The 20,651-nt window shown below is 52.4% G+C and carries 15 protein-coding genes and 2 pseudogenes; 15 read left to right on the top strand and 2 right to left on the bottom strand.

What is annotated here, in order from left to right:
• Positions 1-36: 36 nt before the first annotated feature.
• Positions 37-825 (bottom strand): gluconate 5-dehydrogenase, encoded by a 789-nt coding sequence (locus O71_RS03005; protein ID WP_040573498.1) that lies wholly within the window; start codon positions 823-825, stop codon positions 37-39.
• 7 nt (positions 826-832) lie between these two features.
• Positions 833-1,671: pseudogene (gene kduI / locus O71_RS03000) on the bottom strand (5-dehydro-4-deoxy-D-glucuronate isomerase).
• Between the two features lie 442 nt (positions 1,672-2,113).
• On the opposite strand from kduI, the gene O71_RS02995 reads away from it, so the two are divergent.
• From O71_RS02995 to O71_RS25030, 15 genes and pseudogenes are all read left to right on the top strand, one after another.
• Positions 2,114-5,227 (top strand): TonB-dependent receptor, encoded by a 3,114-nt coding sequence (locus O71_RS02995; protein WP_237717687.1) that lies wholly within the window; start codon positions 2,114-2,116, stop codon positions 5,225-5,227.
• Positions 5,212-5,370, top strand: a complete 159-nt coding sequence (locus O71_RS25045) for a hypothetical protein (protein WP_007653075.1) — start codon at positions 5,212-5,214, stop codon at positions 5,368-5,370. The genes O71_RS02995 and O71_RS25045 overlap by 16 nt, the downstream gene beginning before the upstream one ends.
• A 21-nt stretch (positions 5,371-5,391) precedes the next feature.
• A complete protein-coding gene (locus O71_RS02990) occupies positions 5,392-6,822 on the top strand; it encodes a RagB/SusD family nutrient uptake outer membrane protein (protein WP_237717686.1) in 1,431 nt (476 codons plus the stop codon).
• Complete coding sequence (locus O71_RS25040; protein WP_237717685.1) at positions 6,800-7,204, top strand: hypothetical protein; 405 nt, start codon at positions 6,800-6,802, stop codon at positions 7,202-7,204. Before O71_RS02990 ends, O71_RS25040 begins: the two co-directional genes overlap by 23 nt.
• Positions 7,205-7,239: 35 nt before the next feature.
• Positions 7,240-8,838: a DUF5123 domain-containing protein gene (locus tag O71_RS02985; RefSeq protein WP_007653074.1), complete on the top strand. Its 1,599-nt coding sequence runs from the start codon at positions 7,240-7,242 to the stop codon at positions 8,836-8,838.
• Between the two features lie 56 nt (positions 8,839-8,894).
• Positions 8,895-10,385, top strand: coding sequence for a hypothetical protein (locus tag O71_RS02980; protein ID WP_007653073.1), 1,491 nt, complete (start codon positions 8,895-8,897; stop codon positions 10,383-10,385).
• A gap of 17 nt (positions 10,386-10,402) precedes the next feature.
• Positions 10,403-11,680 (top strand): DUF4861 domain-containing protein, encoded by a 1,278-nt coding sequence (locus O71_RS02975; protein WP_007653072.1) that lies wholly within the window; start codon positions 10,403-10,405, stop codon positions 11,678-11,680.
• A 60-nt stretch (positions 11,681-11,740) separates the two neighbouring features.
• Positions 11,741-13,174: a polysaccharide lyase family 1 protein gene (locus O71_RS02970; RefSeq protein WP_007653070.1), complete on the top strand. Its 1,434-nt coding sequence runs from the start codon at positions 11,741-11,743 to the stop codon at positions 13,172-13,174.
• Positions 13,175-13,177: 3 nt separating this feature from the next.
• Positions 13,178-14,146 carry a pectinesterase family protein gene (locus O71_RS02965; RefSeq protein WP_007653067.1) on the top strand — a complete coding sequence of 323 codons (969 nt, stop codon included), beginning with the start codon at positions 13,178-13,180 and terminating at the stop codon, positions 14,144-14,146.
• Between the two features lie 47 nt (positions 14,147-14,193).
• Positions 14,194-15,423, top strand: a complete 1,230-nt coding sequence (locus O71_RS02960; protein ID WP_007653065.1) for a glycoside hydrolase family 105 protein — start codon at positions 14,194-14,196, stop codon at positions 15,421-15,423.
• Between the two features lie 14 nt (positions 15,424-15,437).
• Positions 15,438-16,416, top strand: a pseudogene (locus O71_RS02955) (pectinesterase family protein).
• A gap of 169 nt (positions 16,417-16,585) precedes the next feature.
• Positions 16,586-18,151, top strand: coding sequence for a glycoside hydrolase 43 family protein (locus tag O71_RS02950; RefSeq protein ID WP_007653062.1), 1,566 nt, complete (start codon positions 16,586-16,588; stop codon positions 18,149-18,151).
• Between the two features lie 11 nt (positions 18,152-18,162).
• Positions 18,163-19,911, top strand: a complete 1,749-nt coding sequence (locus tag O71_RS02945) for a glycoside hydrolase family 28 protein (protein WP_007653060.1) — start codon at positions 18,163-18,165, stop codon at positions 19,909-19,911.
• 132 nt (positions 19,912-20,043) lie between these two features.
• Entirely contained in the window at positions 20,044-20,355 is a 312-nt protein-coding gene (locus O71_RS25035) for a hypothetical protein (RefSeq protein WP_237717684.1), read from the top strand.
• Positions 20,310-20,651, top strand: a 342-nt coding sequence (locus O71_RS25030; RefSeq protein WP_237717683.1) for a GDSL-type esterase/lipase family protein, incomplete at its 3' end; no start/stop codon positions are given. The genes O71_RS25035 and O71_RS25030, both read left to right, overlap by 46 nt.

Here is a 20,651-nt window from a genome sequence, read left to right as displayed (position 1 = left end):
TCTGTCTCTTAGGGCTTTTACCGGATTACCGGTGCCCTACTGTTCGTTGGCCGGTTTACCGATGGTTGCTAATATACCACCATCTACATAAATAATCTGGCCATTTATAAAATCACTTGCTCTGCTGGATAGAAAGACTGCAGTTCCGCCCAGATCTTCCGGATCGCCCCAGCGACCGGCCGGGGTGCGGCGCACAATAAAGTCGTTGAACGGATGCCCATCCACACGGATAGGGGCGGTCTGCTCAGTGGCAAAATAGCCCGGGCCGATGCCGTTCACCTGTATGTTATACCTGGCCCATTCCGTGGCGAGGTTGCGCGTCAGCATTTTAAGGCCGCCTTTGGCAGCCGCATAGGCCGAAACCGTGTCGCGGCCCAATTCGCTCATCATGGAGCAGATGTTGATGATCTTGCCCTGTCGGCGCTCCACCATATACCTTGCCACGTACTTCGAAACGATGAAAGGGGCGGTCAGGTCTACATCGAGCACCTGTCTGAAGTCTGCCTCGTCCATCTCCAGTGCAGGTATGCGTTTGATGATCCCGGCATTGTTCACCAGTATGTTTATCGGGCCGATTTCCTGCTCTATCTGTGCAATGTTTTGCTTTACCTGCTGTGCGTCTGTTACGTCAAACAGGTAACCATGGGCTCTCAAACCATCTGCTGCATAGCTTCCCAAGGCGGCTTCCATCTTGGCGGGCGTATTGCCGTTGATTACCAGCGTAGCGCCAGCCTTGCCAAGCGCTTTGGCCATGGCCATACCTAAACCGTGCGTAGCACCGGTGATCAGGGCAACCTGTCCGGTCAGGTCAAACAATGCGTTCATGCTCATCTTACTTCAGGTCAGTGGGTGCTACTTTATCCATGTCGTTGTAGTCCAGGTTTTCTCCGGCCATACCCCAGATAAAGGTATAGTTGCTGGTGCCCGCTCCGCTGTGAATGGACCACGGCGGTGAAATGATGGCCTGATTGTTCTTCACCCAAAGGTGGCGCGTCTCCTCCGGCTCACCCATAAAGTGGCATACAGCCTGGTCTTCGGGTAACTCAAAGTAAAAGTATGCCTCCATTCGGCGGTCATGGGTATGCGCCGGCATGGTGTTCCATACGCTGCCCGGCTGCAACTCCGTGATGCCCATCTGCAACTGGCAGGTCTCGACCACACTATTAATAAGCACTTTGCGGATGATGCGGTGATTCGAGTTCTCCAGAGCGCCCAGCTCTACCGTCTCCGCTTCGCTCAACGACACCTTGCGGGTAGGGTAGGCATGGTGCGCAGGGCAGAGTTAAAGTAATAGAGTGCTTTTCCTGCTTCGCTCGTGTTGAAATAAATCTCTTTTGCGCCTCTCCCTATATATAAGGCCTCTTTTGGCGCCAGTTCATAGGTCTCACCGTCTACCGTCACACTTCCCGCTGCTCCGACATTGATAATGCCGAGCTCCCGGCGGTCCAGAAAGTGTTCGGAACGCAGCGTCGGGAAGGTTTCCAGCTTCAATGGCTGCTGTACGGGATGTGCGCCGCCCACTACCAGCCTGTCATGCAAGGTATAGGTTGCGTGTACAGTGTCTGCTTCAAACAACTGCTCGATCAGGAAGTGCTCGCGCAGCTTTGCGGTATCATAGTGCCGGCTATCGGCCGGGTGGGTGGCGTGTCTTACTGTATAGGTAATGCTCATGGCTATTTTATACTCTCAGTTTGCGTAATCGTTTGCGCAAAGTAGTAAATTTTTTTACACAACAATAAATAATTCAGAAAAATTATGTCCTGTGATTGTTGGTGCCATGGGAGATGGTTTGGAGAGGAGGGGTTTTAAAATGTCAATGAAACGCCATAATTATTAGCTTATTTTTAAAAATGTTTAAACAAGGTTGCTTAGAAATGATTTATTGAAAAATAAAAGAACTTTTTATTGTTTTTTTTGAGGAGAGTTATTAAAATGCAATCGGTTGCGCAAATTATTTGTGCAACCAAGGCGAAAGTTTAGGTTCATACGGTGCAATTATACTGCTGCTCTCCGGGAATTTAAGCTCAGCCGGCACCACGGCGAAAATACATGCACAAGGTCTTAAACCTGAAGAATAAATATAGTCCTTATTATAACAAACTAATCTATACCTATGCAACATATTTTACTAAAGAAGATGAAATACCTGCTCACGGTATCGTTTATCTTCGCCGCCTTTGCCGGCGCGTTTGCCCAGGGCTTTAATGTTACGGGCAAAGTAGTGGATGAGAAAGGAGAGGGCTTGCCCGGGGTGACCGTCTTAGTGAAGGGTACCTCAGTGGCGGCGCCTACGGATGCGGAGGGTAGCTACAGGCTGGTTGCTCCGAGTAATGATGGTGTGCTGGTTTTCCGCTTTATCGGGTATCAGCCGCAGGAAGTGCAGATAGGCAACCGTGGCACGATAGACGTAAGACTGGAGCCTGATGCAAAGGCGCTGGAAGAAGTAGTTGTAATAGGTTACCAGGAGGTTTCACGCAAGGAATTGACGGGCTCTGTTTCGTCGGTTGGTGCCAAGCAGCTGCGTGATATACCTGTGAGCACGGCAGCGGAGGCCCTGGCAGGCCGGCTGGCTGGTGTGCAGGTGACTACCTCTGAAGGACAGCCGGGTGCCGAGATCCAGATCCGGGTACGTGGCGGTGGTTCGATTACGCAGGACAACTCTCCTTTATATATAGTAGACGGTATCCAGATGGAGAATGCGCTTTCTGTGCTCTCGCCTCAGGAGATCGAAACAATTGACGTGTTGAAAGACGCTGCCTCTACCGCAATTTATGGTGCCAGAGGTGCCAATGGTGTGGTGCTCATCACAACTAAAGGTGGTGTTGAGATGCCGACGCAGGTGACTTACAATGGTTTTGCCGGTGTGCGCAGCATTGTAAATAAGCTGGACGTGATGAATCCTTACGATTTCGTGAAGTACCAGTATCAGATCTACAACTTCAACACAAACCAGGAGACACGCGATAACTTTGTAACGCGCTACGGTCGCTACGAGGACATTGATATTTACCAGAACATGCCATTCACCGATTGGCAGGATGAGGTGTTCGGACGCGACGCTTATAGCCAGACGCACATTGTAGGAGTGTCTGGTGGCTCTAAAGTAACAACCTTTAATGTAACGCTGAACCATACCGACGAACAGGGAATCATGCTGAACTCAGGTTTTGTGAGAACACTAGCATCTTTCAAGTTTGACCACAAGATCAGCGACCGCCTGAAGGTAGGGGTGAATAGCCGCTACAGCCGCCAGCAAATTGATGGTGTGGGTACTTCCAGCACAGGTTCTCAGGGCACCAACAGACTTAGAAACTCAGTACGTTTCAGACCGTTTGTTGCGCCTGGCCAGGAAAACGTGATCGATGAATTTGACCCGGAGTTTGCTAACCAAACTAACCTGACCAGCCCTGTCTTACTGGCTAATCAGGAATTGAAGCATGACTATCGCAACGACCTTTTGCTAAATGGCTGGGCGAGCTTTGATATCATCAAAAACCTAACGGCAAGAAGTGTGTTCGGTATCACGTCAAACAATCGGGATGTGAACATCTTCAATGGTCCGGCAACAGGTATAGCCCGCCAAAATGCTGGCATGCCCGTAGTGCAGTTGCAGGCAGGCGAGGCGCTCTCGATCACAAACTCCAATACGCTGAATTATCGTTTCACGGTAGCCGATGCGCATAAGTTTGACGCCCTGCTCGGCCAGGAGATTTGGCAGCGTGAAACTTCAAACCGCAACATCACCACCAAGTGGCTGCCAGAAGATATCACACCAGAGCAAGCCTTTGCAGGTATACAGAAAGCAACTCCTCCGGCTGGCCTGATCCAGGACGCTCCAACAACAGCTGAATCATCCGAAAGACTTCTTTCTTATTTCGGCCGCCTGAGCTACAGCTTCAATGACAAGTACCGCGCCGTATTCAACCTCCGTCGTGATGCTTCTTCACTGTTCTCGCCTGAAAACAGAGTAGGTTATTTCCCGTCAGCTTCCGTTGCCTGGCACATTGGGGAGGAAAACTTCATGGCCTTCACGCAGAAATGGCTGTCTGACCTGAAAGTAAGAGCCAGTATAGGCGAAGTAGGTAACAACAGAGTAGGAGTAGACCTTTGGAAAACCATGTTCGTGGCATCCGGCAATGACGGGTATGCTTTCAACGAGGCGATTACACCGGGCTTTGCTGCCAACGACCTGGCAAACTCTAACCTGAAGTGGGAGACTACTTTGTCCAGAAACCTAGGCTTCGATTTCTCTGTGCTCAATAACCGCATCACCGCTTCCATCGACTTGTACAAGAACAGCACCAGAGACCTGCTGCTCCGCGCCAACATTCCGCAGACCAGCGGTTATGAGTGGCAGTTCCAGAACATCGGCGAAACAGAAAACAGAGGTCTGGAAGTGCAGTTGAACGGTATCGTGGTAGATACCAGAGACTTTACCTGGTCTTCTAACTTCAACATCGCCTTCAACAGAAACAAGATCGTGAGCCTGGGTCTTGACCCAAGCGGAACACCACGTAACTCATACCTGGTAGAGTCGGGCTGGGTGAATAGTCTACAGGACTTTATCGTACAGGTGGGACAGCCGGTTGGTCAGTTCTACGGTTACGTGACCGATGGATACTACACACTTGATGACTTCAATCATAATTACAATGAAGCTACCGGCACCTGGACTTATACCTTAAGAGATGGAGTGCCAGACAGCCGTGCCGTTGCGCTGGGCAACAAAGCCCCTCAGCCAGGTGACCTGAAACTGAAAAAACTGTCTGACAATGGCAACATGCTGATCACCACAGAAGACAGAACCGTGCTGGGTAACGCACAGCCTAAGTTCATCGGTGGTTTTAACCAGCAGTTTGCTTACAAAGGCTTCGACATGAGCCTCTTCATGAACTTCTCTTATGGCAACAAAGTGTACAACGCCAACAAAGTTGAGTTCACGACCCAGTACCTGTACCGCGACAACAACATGCTCAGCCTGATGAACGACAGATGGCAGTGGTATGACGATGCCGGACAACTGGTGACCAACCCCGAGCAGCTTGCCGCGATGAACCAGGATGCCAAGTACTGGACACCTGCTGGCGGTCAGTACTTCCTGCACTCATTCGCTATCGAAGACGGTTCTTTCCTGCGCATCAGCAACCTGACGCTGGGTTACTCACTGCCTGAGAGCCTGCTGAAGCGCACAGGTTCATCTCTAAGTTCCGTGTGTATGGTACCGTAAACAACCTGCTCACCATCACAGGCTACTCTGGCTACGACCCGGAGGCTAACACCCGTCGCAGCAACCCGCTGACACCAAGTGTTGACTACGCTGCCTATCCGCGCAGCCGCTTCATACTGGGTGGTGTAAATGTTACTTTCTAGAATATTAAAGCATTAGCAAAGATGAAAAAGTCCTATATAAAGTCGCTTGTTCTGTTCCTTGCCATGGGGGGAAGCCTGACATTTACATCCTGTGAGCATTACCTGGATGTGGAGAACCCTTCCACTATTTCGCAGGATGCGGTTTTTACCAGTGTTTCCTACACTAACTCAGCCGTTATCAGCATTTACAACAGGCTGATGGGTGACAACACCTACGGCAGCCGCATCTCTACCCTGTACCCGAACGCTGCCGATGACTTCAGGGTGGGTGGTGCCTATAACCCGCTCGATAGAAGAGGAATCAGTGGTTATGGCGTGCACCCGGATAACACGGAGCTGTTCAGACCTTTCCTGGAGCTGTACTCAGGTATAGAAAGAGCCAACATTGCCATCAAGTACATACCTGCCTCCAACCTGTACAACAACGGCACGCCTGCCGAGCAGGCAGCCATGCGAAAACTACACGGTGAGGCGCTGACACTGCGTGCCGTTTTCTACCACGAGCTGATTCGCAACTGGGGTGATGTGCCGGCGCAGTTTGAGCCTTCAGCTGATATTCCGGACCTCAACATCCCTAAAACTGACCGCGACGAGATCTATGACCGTTTGCTGGACGACCTGAAGCTGGCGGCAGAGCTGGTGCCGTGGCGCTCAGAGTCGGGTGACCCGAGCACACGCGTGACGAAGGGTGCCGTGAAAGGCCTGCGCGCACGCCTGGCCCTGGCCCGTGGCGGTTATTCACTCAGAAGAGAGAGCCGCGCCATGGAGCGTCGATCTGATTATAAAGACTATTACCAGATAGCCCGTAACGAAACCTGGGATATCATACAGAGCGGTCAGCATGGCCTGAACCCAAGCTACGAGAATATCTTCCGCGGACTGCACACCAGCTCCATGGATCCGACGGGTGAGCGCATTTTTGAAGCAGGTGCCTACGGTGGTAATGCCAGAACAGACAGTAAGCTCGGTTACTCAAACGGACTGCGTATAGACGCCAGTTCGAGCTATGGTCAGGCAAACGGCCAGCTGGAAGCCATCCCAACTTACTTCTATGCCTTTGATCCGGTAGGAGATATCAGAAGAGATGTAACGCTGGCTTACTTCTCCATCAACAAAGACGACCAGATCGATTTGTCTACCTCCATCCTGATGCGTGATGGTAAGTTCAGAAAATACTGGACAGGTATAACTGGTACTAACCAGACTCTAGGCATCAACTGGCCGATTCTGCGCTATGCCGACGTGCTGCTGATGTTTGCCGAGGCTGATAACGAACTAAATGGAGGACCAAGCGGCGAGGCAATAGCCGCCTATGAAGCGGTAAGAAGAAGAGCTTTTGCCGGACACGAAGATAGAATGGGTGTAACGCCAACCGACCAGCAGGGATTCTTCCAGGCGGTGGCGCAGGAGCGCTTTCTGGAGTTCGGGGGTGAGGGCAGTTCGCAAATATGACCTGATCCGCTGGAACCAGTTGGAGAGCATGATCAACCAGACCCGTGCTGAGCTGGTGCAGTTCCGTGACGGAACGGGCAAGTATGCCAATGTGCCAAACTATGTGTACGTGAAGCTGACGCCATTCCGCAACAGCCCGACTGTAGCGCAGGAGATGGCAGGACTGGATCTATTCGGAGGTTCCGTGTCAGAAGTGATGCATACCCCAGGGCCAACCTCTACGCCGGAAGGCTATACCCGCAAGAACTGGCGTGCTGCCTTAAATGATACCTATGCAGAGCAGTTCGCTGTTGCGTTCCAGCCTGGTCAGTCTGAGTTGTTCCCGATCTACTCTGGTGTGCTTAACCAGAACTTCAGGTTAACACAGGACTACGGATATTAATTTTTAATCAGATCATGAAACTAAGCTATCAAGAGATGACAAAATATTTAAAGAAAATATCCGGTACGCTGGTTCCTGTGCTGATGCTGGGGCTGGTAACGGTGGCCTGTAAAAAGGAAGTGGACTCACTCGAACTGATGCGCATGTTCACACCAGCTGGTGCGATTCAGTCCGTAAGCGGGGAGAAACAGGTAAAGCTCACCTGGAACCCATCGCTCTACACGACAGCCAGCAGCGGCGTGACCTATACGGTGGAAGTGGCAGCTGATACGCTCTTTGCCACACCGGTTCTGCTTACCGTGCAGACAGATACATCTGGTGTCGTTTTCACAGATGATCAGTTAGACGCAAGAGTAGATTACTATGCCCGCATTTGGGCCAATGCGTTGGGCGAAAGGCCAGAGTCTAAGCCAGTGGTGAGTAACCGGTTCAGAATCAGAGGAGAGCAGATATTTGAGTCGATGTTCGACTCCGATGTGATCGAGAATGCCGTAATCCTGAAATGGCGTGAGTCACCGGGGCTGACCCGAATCGTGCTGACGCCGACTGCACCTGCCGGCAATCCGATCGAGGTGCCGCTCACAGAAGCTGATTTGCAGGCACGGCAGATACTGATCGAAGGGCTTCGTCCGAGTACGGCGTATACGGCAGAGATCTTCCGGAACAACTCTTCTAAAGGCACACGCAACTTCACTACAAAGGCCGCTTCGTTTGCCGGAGAAGTTATTGATTTGACTGGCATTACAAATCGCCCTTCTGTACTGCAAGACACACTTTCACAGATTCCTTCAGGCAGTACGGTGCTGTTGAAAAGAGGTACGCGCTATACGATCTCGTCTACTACCAACCTCGACCGATCAGTTACCATCATGAGTGCCAACAGCTTCAACCCGGAGCTGGCTGAGATCTACTTCACCAGCAATTTCAACTTCGTAGAAGGTAGCCAGATTGACTCTGTGGTTTTCAAGAGCGTGGCCATGCGCAGCGACAACTACTCGAGCCGCTACGTGATGAACGTGAACAAAGCCTTCTCTATCGGTAAGATCAAGTTTGAATCCTGCCATGCCGAGATCTTCAGAGGTCTTGTGCGTCTGACGAGCGCGGGCACAGTCGTGGACAAGTTCCAGATTCTGAACAGTGTGGTAGACAGCTTATCAAACTATGCCGTGCTGACGATTGATAATGCGGGTGTAGATGTGAAAGACATCGTGTATAAGAACAGCACCTTCTATAAGATCGAGCGCTTTATGACCAGCAAGGCACCATCACGCTCCATCCTGATCGAAAACAGCACCTTCAGCGAAGTGCCGGAGGGTGGTCGTTACCTGATCGACTATGGCTCAAATGATGTAACCGGAGGTATCAAAGTGAACAACTCCATTTTCGGAATCGGAAAGAGTGCGGGAGGTAACAGGGCTGTGTCAGGTATAAGGGCCGGCAGTAATACCCTGATAGAATCCGGCAGCACCCACGTGACGTCTGACCTGGTGGTGAATTCAAATGAAATACCGGGCGTGTCAACCTACAGTGGCACCACGTTTGATCTGTTCAAGGACCCTAGAAACGGTGATTTCACATTGATCGACAACAGCTTCCAGGGCCGTAACAATGCTGGCGACCCTCGCTGGAGATAAATAATTTAACAGGTGTGGTCTGATGCAGGCCACACCTACCTTAACATTAGCTTGCCATGTATCATCTTGCTTCCAAAACAGGGTTGTGGGTATGTCTGACTGCCTTGGGAATCTCCTTGTCGTTTGCAGCCTGCAAAAGTAAGTCTGAGCCCGAACCAAAGGTAGAGGAACCTACTGCCGAAGGGCCTGTTCCTGTTGTGGAGCAAGCGCTTGCCTTTCCGGGTGCGGAGGGTTTTGGTAAGGATGCAACAGGTGGCCGTGGCGGTAAGGTGATCAAAGTGACCAACCTGAACGACTCCGGTACCGGCAGTCTGCGGGCTGCTGTTGCTACGCCGGGTGCAAGGATCATCGTGTTTGAAGTGTCAGGTACGATTGCTCTGAACTCCAGGCTGGCCATCAGCAACGGAGACCTGACCATAGCCGGGCAAACAGCTCCGGGCGACGGTATTACCATCCGTAACTATCCGGTAATTGTGAATGCGGATAACGTGATCATCCGCTTTATGCGCTTCCGGATGGGAGACGCGGCCGGGCAGGAAGCCGATGCGCTGGAAGGGAGATTTCGCAAGAACATCATCATCGACCACTGCTCGATGAGCTGGTCGACTGACGAGTGCGTGTCTTTCTACGCCAACGAGAATTTCACGCTGCAGTGGTGCATTATTTCAGAAAGCCTCCGCAACTCTGCCCATGCAAAAGGAGCACATGGCTACGGCGGCATCTGGGGCGGCAAGAATGCGTCTTTTCACCACAACCTGCTGGCCCACCACGACAGCCGCAACCCACGTTTTGGCGAGGAAGCTGGCAAAGCCTTTGCCCTCACCGACCTGGTGGACATGCGCAACAACGTGACCTTCAACTGGGGAAACAACAGCGCCTATGGCGGAGAAGCGATGAATATCAACATCGTGAACAACTACTACAAACCAGGCCCTCTCACGACCAAAAAAGAGCGGATTTTCTCGATTGATAAAAATAAAACAGCAGGCACAGAGGTATACGGCATCTGGGGCAAGTTCTACATCAACGGCAACGTGGTGGAGGGCAGTACCCGCGCCACGAACGACAACTGGACCTATGGGGTGTACAACCAGTTTCATGGCAGCTACGGCACTGTATCTGCCGCCGATAAAGCAGCCATGCGCCTGGAGTCTCCGCACCCGATCAATAACAATGTGACGACCCATACGGCTGAAGTTGCTTACGAAAGGGTGCTGGACTATGCCGGAGCGTCCTTAGTGCGTGATGCCGTGGATGTGCGCGTAGTGGACAATGTGCGCAATAACTCTTTCACGGCACCCGGTTCCAGCGGCAGCATAAACGGCATCATCGATTCGCAGGAAGATGTGGGCGGCTGGCCTGAGCTGAAATCGAAGTCAGCTGCAAAAGACACAGACGGCGACGGTATACCGGATGACTGGGAGATGGCCCATAAACTGGACCCGAACAAGCCACAGGACAAAAGAAATCTAAGCACTGCCTACGACGATATCGAAGTGTACATCAACAGTCTGGTGCAGGATATCATTAAAGAGCAGGTGAAATAAAGACGATAACAGTGAAAATGAATACCAAAATGAAGGTGTGGAAAAAAGGAGCGTGTGTGTTAGCGGCTGTATTGCTCAGCCTCAACCTTTCAGCCCAGGATCTGCGCAAGGAGTACCCGAAGTCCTTCACCGTGAAAGTGACGAATCCCCTTAGTCAGGAGCGTGAAAGTGCCCCGGTATACCTGAGCGCTCGGGAGCTGCAGAAGAAGTATCCGAATTTCAACAGCCGTGCTTTTGTGGTGCTGGATGGTAAAACCGAAATAGCGAGCCAGTTCAATCACAAAGACGGCGACAAGCCGGGTGTATACCTGGTGCTCGACAAAATGGCCCCCAAAGCTAGCCGTACCCTTACGGTGCGCTACAAAGAAAACGGGGAAGCCAGCCGCAACTATACCAAGCGCACGCAGGCCGAACTATCGCACAAAGTGGGCGGTGAGTTTAAAGACCGTAAGTATATTGGCGGGACCTTCCAGAATGTGGACTCACTGCGAGTGCCGGATGAAGTGACCGACCACTCTTACTATATCCGCTACGAAGGTCCGGGCTGGGAGTCGGATAAGGTGGGCTACCGCTTTTACTTGGACTGGCGCAATGGTACCGATGTGTTCGGCAAAACTACCCACGACATGGTGCTGCAAAAGGCAGGGCAGGACGGTTACGACTCGTACCACGAACTGCAGGACTGGGGCATGGATGTGCTCAAAGTAGCCAAGTCGCTGGGCGTAGGCACACTGGCGCACTTCCACAACGGAGCTGCCAACCGCATGGCCGAAACCGACAGCATGATCAGCGTGATCACCGAAAACGGACCGGTATACTCGTCCATCCGCACAAACTACTACGGCTGGAAGATCGCCGACATGAACCTTAACATTAACTCCAACATCAACATACACGCCGGTACACGACTGACGCACCACCAGGTAGGTATAGCAGGTGACGAACCGCAGAACCTGGCTACAGGTCTTATCAAAGACAAAAGAGCCAAGCTGCATACCAAGAAAGGCGGCAACGGGGAATGGGGCTACATCGCCACTTACGGCAAGCAGAGTCTGAACGGCGAAGGCGACAACCTGGGTATAGCGGTGCTTTTCCGCCCGCAGGACTTTATGGAATTTACCGCAGATGAACACAGCCATGTGGTGAAGCTGAAGCCGAATGGCAACAAGCTGGAGTACTACTACCTGGCAGCCTGGGAGCTGGAGCCGGAAGGTATAAAAGATGAAGCCGCTTTCCTGCAGTACCTTGACAGAACAGCCCGTGAGCTTGCCAACCCGGTGCAGTTAAAATTCTAAAGACAAATAAGGTATAGCCCTGGAAAGAGCACCTATACCGGTAGCATAAAACTGAATAGCATGACAACCCGAAACGACCTGAAGAAATTGATATCAAATAGCGTGGCGCTATTGGTAGTATGCCTGGCTGGGTGCGCAACGCACCCGACAGGTATACCTGTCGGGTCTACCGGAGAGGCAGTGACCGCATCCACGGCCCCAGCTCTACCTGCTGACTCAAAGCCCCTGGCATTTCCGGGTGCGGAGGGCTTTGGTAAATATACCACTGGCGGGCGCGGCGGTCAGGTCGTGTATGTCACTAACCTCGAAGACAGTGGGGAAGGCAGTTTGCGCAAGGCCATTCAGAAAAAAGGACCACGTATTATCGTGTTTGCCGTGTCAGGCACCATCGCGCTCAAAGAACCGCTGGACATCAACAATGGCGATGTGACCATCGCGGGGCAGTCAGCTCCCGGCGATGGCATCTGCATCAGCAACTACCCGGTGAGCGTTAAAGCTGACAACGTAATCCTGCGTTATCTGCGTTTCCGGTTGGGCGACGTGACCGAGCAGCAGGAAGACGCTTTGAGTGGCAACAAAGGCCGCAGCAACATCATCATTGATCACTGCTCGATGAGCTGGGCTACGGATGAATGCGCCTCTTTTTACAGAAACAAGAACTTTACGCTGCAGTGGAGCATCATTTCCGAAAGCCTGAACGAGTCGGTGCATGCCAAGGGCAACCATGGCTACGGCGGCATCTGGGGAGGGGAGGGCGCCAGCTTTCACCACAACCTGATCGCCAACCACAGCAGCCGCACACCTCGTTTCTCCGGCTCCAAGTCCACGCCGAACAGCCCGGATGAACTGGTGGATTTCCGAAACAACGTGATATTCAACTGGGTGCACAACAGTTCCTACGGTGGAGAGAAGGGCCGCTATAATATGGTGAACAATTATTACAAGGCAGGTCCTGCGACAGCTTCATCCAAAACCGATCGCATTGTAAACCCATCGCAGCCATACGGCAAATTCTATGTAGCGGGCAATCACGTGGAAGGCCATCCGGCCATCACCCAGGATAATTGGGCGGGTGGTGTGCAGGCCGATCATATAGATTCTGTGAAGACGGTTAATCCTTTTGAGGTGGCAGCCATCAAAGAACAAAATGCGTCGCAGGCTTACGAACTGGTGCTGGCTAACGCGGGCGCCAGCCACAAACGTGACGCTGTGGATGCCCGCGTAGTAGCCGACGTGCGCTCTGGCAAACCAACCAGCGGCAAAAAGAAAAACGGCATCATCGATTCGCAGCAGGATGTGGGCGGCTGGCCAGAGCTGAAGTCGGCGCCGGCACCGGAAGACAAGGATCAGGATGGCATGCCGGATGCCTGGGAGCGGCAGCACAATCTGGACCCGACAAATCCCGCAGATGCGGCCGGCTATACCCTGGGCAGGCAGTACACCAATGTAGAGGTATACCTGAACAGCTTAGTGAAACCAGCAACTGAACTATAGTACATGAAATACCTTCTGACTATACTGTTTACTTTTAGCCTCTTAGCCGTGCAGGCGCAACACAAAAAGCTGGTGGTGGCGCAGGACGGCAGCGGTGACTACAACAGTGTGCAAGAGGCAATCGATGCTATACCTGCCTTCCCGCTTGGAGGCGTGGAAGTTTTTGTGAAGAATGGCACCTACCGGGAAAAGTTGGTGATTCCTTCCTGGAAGACCGACATCACCCTGATCGGGGAGGACAAGCACAAGACGATTATTTCCTGGGACGACTACTCGGGCAAAGGCGACATCAATACTTTTACGTCCTATACCGTGCTGGTACAGGGCAATGGCTTCAGAGCCGAGAACATTACTTTTGAGAACACTGCCGGACCGGTAGGCCAAGCCGTGGCGCTGCACGTGGAGGCCGACCGGGCGGTGTTTCAAAACTGCCGCATCATCGGAGACCAGGATACGCTATATGTGGGCGTGAGTGGCAGCCGGCAGTACTTCGTGGATTGCTACATCGAGGGTACGACTGACTTCATTTTCGGACCGGCTACGTCGGTGTTTGAGCGTTGCACCATCCAGTGCAAAAAGAACTCCTACATCACGGCGGCCTCTACACCTGAAGGACAGTCTTTTGGTTTTGTGTTCCTGAACTGCACCGTAACAGCGGCTGACGAAAAGCTACAGGTATATTTGGGCAGACCCTGGCGACCATACGCACAGACGGTTTTCCTGAACACACAGCTCGGCAAGCACATCCGGCCGGCAGGCTGGCACAACTGGAACAAACCGGAGGCCGAGCAGACAGCTTTTTATGCCGAATACAATTCCTCTGGCCCCGGCGCTATACCTGCGCAGCGGGTGAAATGGTCCAGGCAGTTGACGGCGAAAGAAGCGAAGCGCTATACGCCTGAAACGATTCTGGCCGGAAAAGACAACTGGAAACCTGAGCTGAAAGCGACAAGCGCTGCAGGTACGAAATAATCTGAACGAACAAGGAGGCTGAAAAGCCTACGCAATATTACAAGCTTATGAAACTGATACGCTACACAGTGGCCGCACTGATACTCCTGACCACCGCCTGCAAAACAGGTGAGCCGGTACAACAGACCCAGGCTGTGACACAGGAAGAAGCCAAACCCTGGTCGGTGCAGATGGCCGACTCCGAGATGAAGCGAAGTCCGGAGGGCTGGATGATCGACTTTCAGCCGAAGCCGAAATGGGACTATACCCAGGGGTTGTTTGCCAGCGCACTGGAGCGGGTATGGAAGCACACCGGCGACGAGAAGTACTTCACTTACATCAAAACCTTCGCCAACACCATGATCACGGAGGACGGCACCATTCGGACTTATAAAAAACTTGATTACAACATCGACCGGGTCAACCCGGGCAAGTTCCTGATCAAGCTTTACGAAGAGACGGGCGACGAAAGGTATAAGATCGCATTTGATAACCTGCGTGACCAGATGCGCACGCACCCGCGCACCAGCGGGGGCGGCTTCTGGCACAAGAAGGTATACCCGCACCAGATGTGGCTCGACGGACTGTACATGGCTTCGCCTTTCCTGGCGCAGTATGCTGCCAAGTATAACGAGCCCGCCCTGTTTGACGACGTAGCCAACCAGATCCACCTGATCGACAGGTATACCTGGAACCCTGAAAAAGGACTCTACCACCACGGTTGGGACGAGAGCCGCGAACAGCAGTGGGCAGACCCGCAGACAGGCCGCTCGCCGGAGGTATGGGGCCGTGCCATGGGTTGGTTTGCCATGTCGCTTGTCGATGTGCTGGACTACTTCCCACAGGACCACCCGAAGCGCGCCGAGATACTGCAGATCACGCAGAAGTTAGCCAAAGCCGTTGTGCAGTACCAGGATCCGAAAACAGGCCTTTGGTGGCAGGTAGTGGACCAGGGCGGTCGTGAAGGCAATTACCTAGAATCATCTGCTTCGAGCATGTTCACTTACTTTCTGGTGAAGGCCAGCAAGAAAGGTTACCTGGACCAGAGCTACATGCAGGCGGCAACCAAAGGCTACCAGGGTATTCTGGATAACTTCATCCGACAGGATGCAGACGGCGGCATCAGCATCACGGAGGTATGTGCCGTAGCCGGTCTGGGTGGCAAACCTTACCGCGAAGGTACCTACGAGTACTACATCTCCGAACCGAAACGCGACAATGACCCGAAGGCAGTTGGTCCGTTCATCATGGCCTCCATTGAATTTGAAGAACTGAAAAGCGCGGCTGCCGCCAAGTAAACCTGATCACGACAATGACGCACAAGCTATACCTGTTACTGATTCCTTTGCTGTTGTCCTTTGCTATTGCAAAAGGGCAGGGGCATGACTTTGTGGTGGCACAGGACGGCAGCGGTGATTTTAGATCAGTGCAGGAAGCCATCAATGCCGTGCCGGATTTCCGCAAAAACACCACGACCATCTACATCAAAAACGGCGTGTATAAAGAGAAACTGGTACTGCCGACTTCCAAAACCATGGTGAAACTGGTGGGGGAGGATGTGCAGCATACCATTCTGACTTATGACGATTACGCCTCCAAAAAGAACCGCTTCGGCGAAGAAATGGGCACGACCGGCTCAACCAGCTTTTTTATTTTCGGAGATGACTTCTCAGCTGAGAACATCACTTTCGAGAACTCCGCTGGTCCGGTAGGGCAGGCGGTGGCGGTGCGCATCGACGGAGACAGAGTGATGTTTACCAACTGCCGTTTTCTGGGCAACCAGGACACGCTATACCCGCACGGTGAGAAAAGCCGTCAGTATTACAAGAACTGTTACATCGAGGCACGACCGATTTTATTTTTGGCTGGTCCACGGCTGTGTTTGAGAACTGTGAGATCTACAGCAAAAAAGGCGGCAGCTACGTAACGGCCGCTTCTACTGTGGAGGGCGCTCCCTACGGGTTTGTTTTCCTGAACTGCCGCCTCACGGGCGACGCTCCGAAAGGATCTTACTATCTGGGCCGTCCCTGGAGACCGCATGCCAAGACGGTGTTCATCAACAGCTACCTCGGTCCGCACATTAGGCCGGAGGGTTGGCACAACTGGAACAAACCGGAGGCCGAGCAGACGACTTTCTACGCAGAATATAAATCCAAAGGACCGGGTGCCAGGGCTGGCAAGCGGTCGATTGGTCGCATCAGCTCAGCAAGAGACAACTCAGCGACTATACCTTAGAGAAGATATTCGATGGCTGGATACCGGGAGAGAAATTCGGGACAGCCAGTAAATAGACCTTTACATCATTGAAACACAATTGCCATGACTCAGAAACCTGTACTTTACGCTGCCGCTTGTTTTTCATTGCTACTCAGTTCCTGCTCAGGGCTGGCGCAACAGGACAACACGAGCGCAACCGCAGAGACGATACAATCAACACCAGCCCCTGTTTCAGAGGTTTGGATGGCTGACCTGGGCGATGGCCGATATAAGAACCCGATCCTGCACGCCGACTATTCCGACCCGGATGTAGTGCAGGTGGGCGAAGACTATTACATGACCTCCTCCAGCTTCAATGCTATACCCGGTCTGCAGATACTGCATTCCAAGGACCTGGTAAATTGGAGCATTATCGGCTACGCACTTGATCGTAACACGCCTTATGATCACTTCTCCAAGCCACAGCACGGAAACGGGGTATGGGCACCTGCCATCCGCCATCACAACGGCGAGTTCTACATCTATTGGGGCGATCCGGATTTCGGCATCTACATGGTAAAGACCAAAAACCCGGCAGGGAATTGGGAAAAACCAGTGCTGGTAAAGGAAGGCAAAGGCCTGATTGATCCTTGTCCGCTTTGGGATGAAGACGGCAAGGCCTACCTGGTGCATGGCTGGGCCGGAAGCCGGGCAGGTATAAAGAGTATCCTCACGATGAACCGAATGAGCCCGGATGGCACCAGTGTACTGGACGAAGGCGTGATGGTTTTTGACGGACACGACGCGCATCCAACAGTGGAAGGTCCGAAGTTTTATAAGCGCAACGGCTATTACTACATTTTTGCACCGGCCGGTGGCGTGTCTACGGGCTGGCAACTGGTGCTGCGTTCGAAGAACGTGTATGGCCCTTATGAAGAGAAGATCGTGATGGACCAGGGCAGCACACCGATCAACGGTCCGCACCAGGGTGCCTGGGTCGAGACTGCAACAGGCGAAGATTGGTTCATCCACTTCCAGGATATCGAAGCCTATGGCCGCGTAGTGCACCTCAACCCGGTGAAGTGGGTGAACGACTGGCCTGTGATAGGTATAGACAAAGACGGCGACGGCAAAGGCGAACCGGTACTGACTTATCAGAAACCGAATGTGGGTAAGGTATACCCTGTAGCTACTCCACTGGAATCCGATGAATTTGACGGTCATGCCCTGGGGCTGCAGTGGCAGTGGCATGCCAACCCGAAAGCAACCTGGGCTTTTGCCACCGGCACCAAAGGACATTTGCGCCTGTTCACCGAACAGCTGCCGGAGGATTTTAAAAATTACTGGGACGTACCGAACCTCCTGCTGCAGAAGTTCCCGGCAGAGACTTTCACGGCCACTACCAAACTTAAATTTACAGCCAACCCAAAACTGCAGGACGAGCGCTCCGGCCTGATCGTGATGGGCGAAGACTATGCCTATGTATCCCTGGTGAGCAAGCCCGATGGGCTATACCTGACTTACAACACCGTTACTAAAGCTGACAAAGGCACACCTGAAAATGAAGAGGTGCTGGGTAAGCTGAATGGCAATGAAGTGTATTTCCGGGTGAATGTAGGTAAAGACGCCGCCTGCCAGTTCAGCTACAGCGAAGACGGCACGACTTACAAATCGGTAGGTGCTCCCTTTACAGCCGTACCTGGCCGCTGGATTGGCGCTAAAGTGGGCTTGTTCGCCACCCGCCCCGGCAAAACCAACGACTCCGGTTACGCTGATGTAGACTGGTTCCGCATCACCCCAAATTCAACCAAGATTTCAGTTAGAGATTAATCCCTTAAGGTATGATTACGAGAAAGTTCATTAAAAACCGCATGTTCCTTTTGGTAGGTATAGCCGGTGCGCTGCAATTTGGCTGCCAGCAACAGCCTGCTGCGACTGCAACTGCCAACACAACTGCCCCTGTGGCAACGGCAGCCAGCACTGCCAATACCGACTGGGTATACGAAGGCATCGAGTTTGATATGCCACGTGTGCAGGAGCCAAGTTTCGGCAACTACAGCGTCAGCATCACCGATTTTGGTGCAGTAAGCGATGGCCTGACCAAGAGCACAGCAGCCTTTGAGAAAGCCATTGCCGATGTAGTAGCCAAAGGAGGAGGCAAAGTGATCGTGCCGCGTGGTATGTGGCTAACTGGTCCTATTGTGCTCAAAAGCAACATCAATCTGCACGTTGAAGATGGGGCATTGGTGCTGTTCAGCAAGGATTTTGACGACTATCCACTTGTGAAAACCAGCTTTGAGGGCCTGAACACCTTCCGTTGCCAGTCCCCGATTTCAGGTCGTGACCTGGAGAATGTAGCCATTACCGGCAAAGGTGTGATCGATGGAAACGGCGATGCCTGGAGACCGGTGAAGAAAGGCAAAATGACCGAATCGCAGTGGAAGACGCTGTTGAAATCAGGTGGCGTGCTGAGCGACGATGGTAAGATCTGGTATCCTACTGAAAGCTCTAAGCGCGGAGCTGTAACCGGTAACTTCAATGTGCCGCTTGACCTGACGGAGAAAGAGCAATTTGAGCCGATCAAGGACTTCATGCGACCTGTAATGGTTAGCCTGATAAACTGCAAGAAGGTATTGCTCGACGGCCCTACCTTCCAGAACTCTCCGGCCTGGAACATTCATCCGCTCATGTGCGAGGACGTGACCATACGTAACCTGACGGTGCGCAACCCTTGGTACTCGCAGAACGGCGACGGTCTGGACCTGGAGTCATGCAAGAACTCTGTCATCTACAACAACACTTTCGATGTGGGAGATGATGCCATCTGCATTAAGTCCGGCAAAGACCAACATGGTCGCGATAGGGGTATACCTACCGAAAATGTGATCGTGAAGAACAACGTGGTATACCATGGTCATGGTGGTTTTGTAGTGGGTAGCGAGATGTCGAGCGGGGTGAAAAATGTGCATGTTTCCAACTGTACCTTTATCGGCACTGACATCGGTCTGCGCTTCAAGAGCACACGTGGCCGTGGCGGTGTGGTAGAGAACATCTACATCTCGAATATTGACATGATCAACATTCCTACACAGGCCATCAGCTTTAACTTATTCTACGGTGGAAACTCACCGACCATGGATGCTGAGCAAGGCGGTGCTAAAAAGGAAGAGAAGCTGATGCCGGTAACAGAAGAAACCCCTTCGTTCAAGGACATCTATATGAAAAACATTCGTGTGGCAGGTGCTGACGAGGCGCTGGCGCTGCAGGGCTTGCCAGAGATGAACCTGCAGAATGTGAACATCGAGAATGCCGTGCTGAAGGCGAAGAAAGGTATAACCGCTGTAGACTCTGACGGCATTGTGCTTAAAAACGTGAGGGTGGAGACGGAGCAAGGACCTGCCTTAACCATTTACAATAGCAAGAACATCGATCTCACGGGCTTTAGCTTCAACGAGAGCAAGGAACCAGCCGTGCGGGTACTGGGACCAAAAACGGAGAAGGTACGCCTGGAGAAAAAAGATTTCAAAGACGCCACCAAGCAGGTATCCAAAGGAAAAGACCTGACTGGCACGGCACTCAACATCGAGTAGTAAGAACTTTCATTTGAAACACTAAGCATGGTCACTTTAGGGCCATGCTTTTTTATCCATCTGAAGTTTAAAAATAAAATGACCATGACGCAGAAGCTGACCCTTTCACTACTGTTTTTGAGCCTGGCTTTAATGGCTTTTGTTCCATCCAAGAAGAAGAAGCCGGTTACGGTATACCTGATTGGTGACTCCACTGTAGCCGACTACACCGGCAACTATGACGAAAAGGACTACATGACCACCCGCTACCCGATTGCCGGATGGGGCCAGGTGTTTCAGCCTTTTATGCGACCGGACAGCCTGAACAAGCTTCGTCACCTGATTAAGGCAGACAGTGTGATTGTGGCCGACAAAGCCCGCGGAGGGCGCAGCACACGCACCTTTTTTGAGGAAGGACGATGGGCGGAGGTATACAGGCGCTACAGAAAAACGACCTGGTGCTGATGCAGTTTGGCCACAACGATGCCGCCGAGAACAAGCCGGAGCGCTACACCAACGTGACAGCTTACAAAGAGTACCTACGCCTGTACGTGCACCAGACCCGCGAGAAAGGCGCTATACCTATTCTGCTGACCCCCGTGAACCGCAACTATCCCTGGAAAGACGGCAAATTGAGTAACGTGCACGGTGACTACCCGCAAGCCGTGAAGGATGTTGCCAGGGAGCTGAACGTGCAGCTGATCGACCTAACCCAGCTCTCCATTGACGCCTTTACCGCTAAAGGGCAGGACTATGTAACG

The sequence above is a fragment of the Pontibacter sp. BAB1700 genome (assembly GCF_000277005.1).
Classification (GTDB): domain Bacteria; phylum Bacteroidota; class Bacteroidia; order Cytophagales; family Hymenobacteraceae; genus Pontibacter; species Pontibacter lucknowensis.
The sequence above is the reverse complement of the archived record's forward strand: the minus strand, read 5'-3'. Positions and strand labels throughout refer to the sequence as shown.

Bases quoted from the DNA above. Each gene is read 5' to 3' on its own strand.
- O71_RS02980 (WP_007653073.1), top strand. From the start codon at position 8,895: ATGTATCATCTTGCTTCCAAAACAGGGTTGTGGGTATGTCTGACTGCC.
- O71_RS02965 (WP_007653067.1), top strand. From the start codon at position 13,178: ATGAAATACCTTCTGACTATACTGTTTACTTTTAGCCTCTTAGCCGTG.
- O71_RS02970 (WP_007653070.1), top strand. From the start codon at position 11,741: ATGACAACCCGAAACGACCTGAAGAAATTGATATCAAATAGCGTGGCG.
- O71_RS25035 (WP_237717684.1), top strand. From the start codon at position 20,044: ATGGCTTTTGTTCCATCCAAGAAGAAGAAGCCGGTTACGGTATACCTG.
- O71_RS02950 (WP_007653062.1), top strand. From the start codon at position 16,586: ATGGCTGACCTGGGCGATGGCCGATATAAGAACCCGATCCTGCACGCC.
- O71_RS02975 (WP_007653072.1), top strand. From the start codon at position 10,403: ATGAATACCAAAATGAAGGTGTGGAAAAAAGGAGCGTGTGTGTTAGCG.
- O71_RS02960 (WP_007653065.1), top strand. From the start codon at position 14,194: ATGAAACTGATACGCTACACAGTGGCCGCACTGATACTCCTGACCACC.
- O71_RS02945 (WP_007653060.1), top strand. From the start codon at position 18,163: ATGATTACGAGAAAGTTCATTAAAAACCGCATGTTCCTTTTGGTAGGT.
- O71_RS02990 (WP_237717686.1), top strand. From the start codon at position 5,392: ATGAAAAAGTCCTATATAAAGTCGCTTGTTCTGTTCCTTGCCATGGGG.
- O71_RS03005 (WP_040573498.1), bottom strand. From the start codon at position 825: ATGAACGCATTGTTTGACCTGACCGGACAGGTTGCCCTGATCACCGGT.
- O71_RS02995 (WP_237717687.1), top strand. From the start codon at position 2,114: ATGCAACATATTTTACTAAAGAAGATGAAATACCTGCTCACGGTATCG.
- O71_RS02985 (WP_007653074.1), top strand. From the start codon at position 7,240: ATGACAAAATATTTAAAGAAAATATCCGGTACGCTGGTTCCTGTGCTG.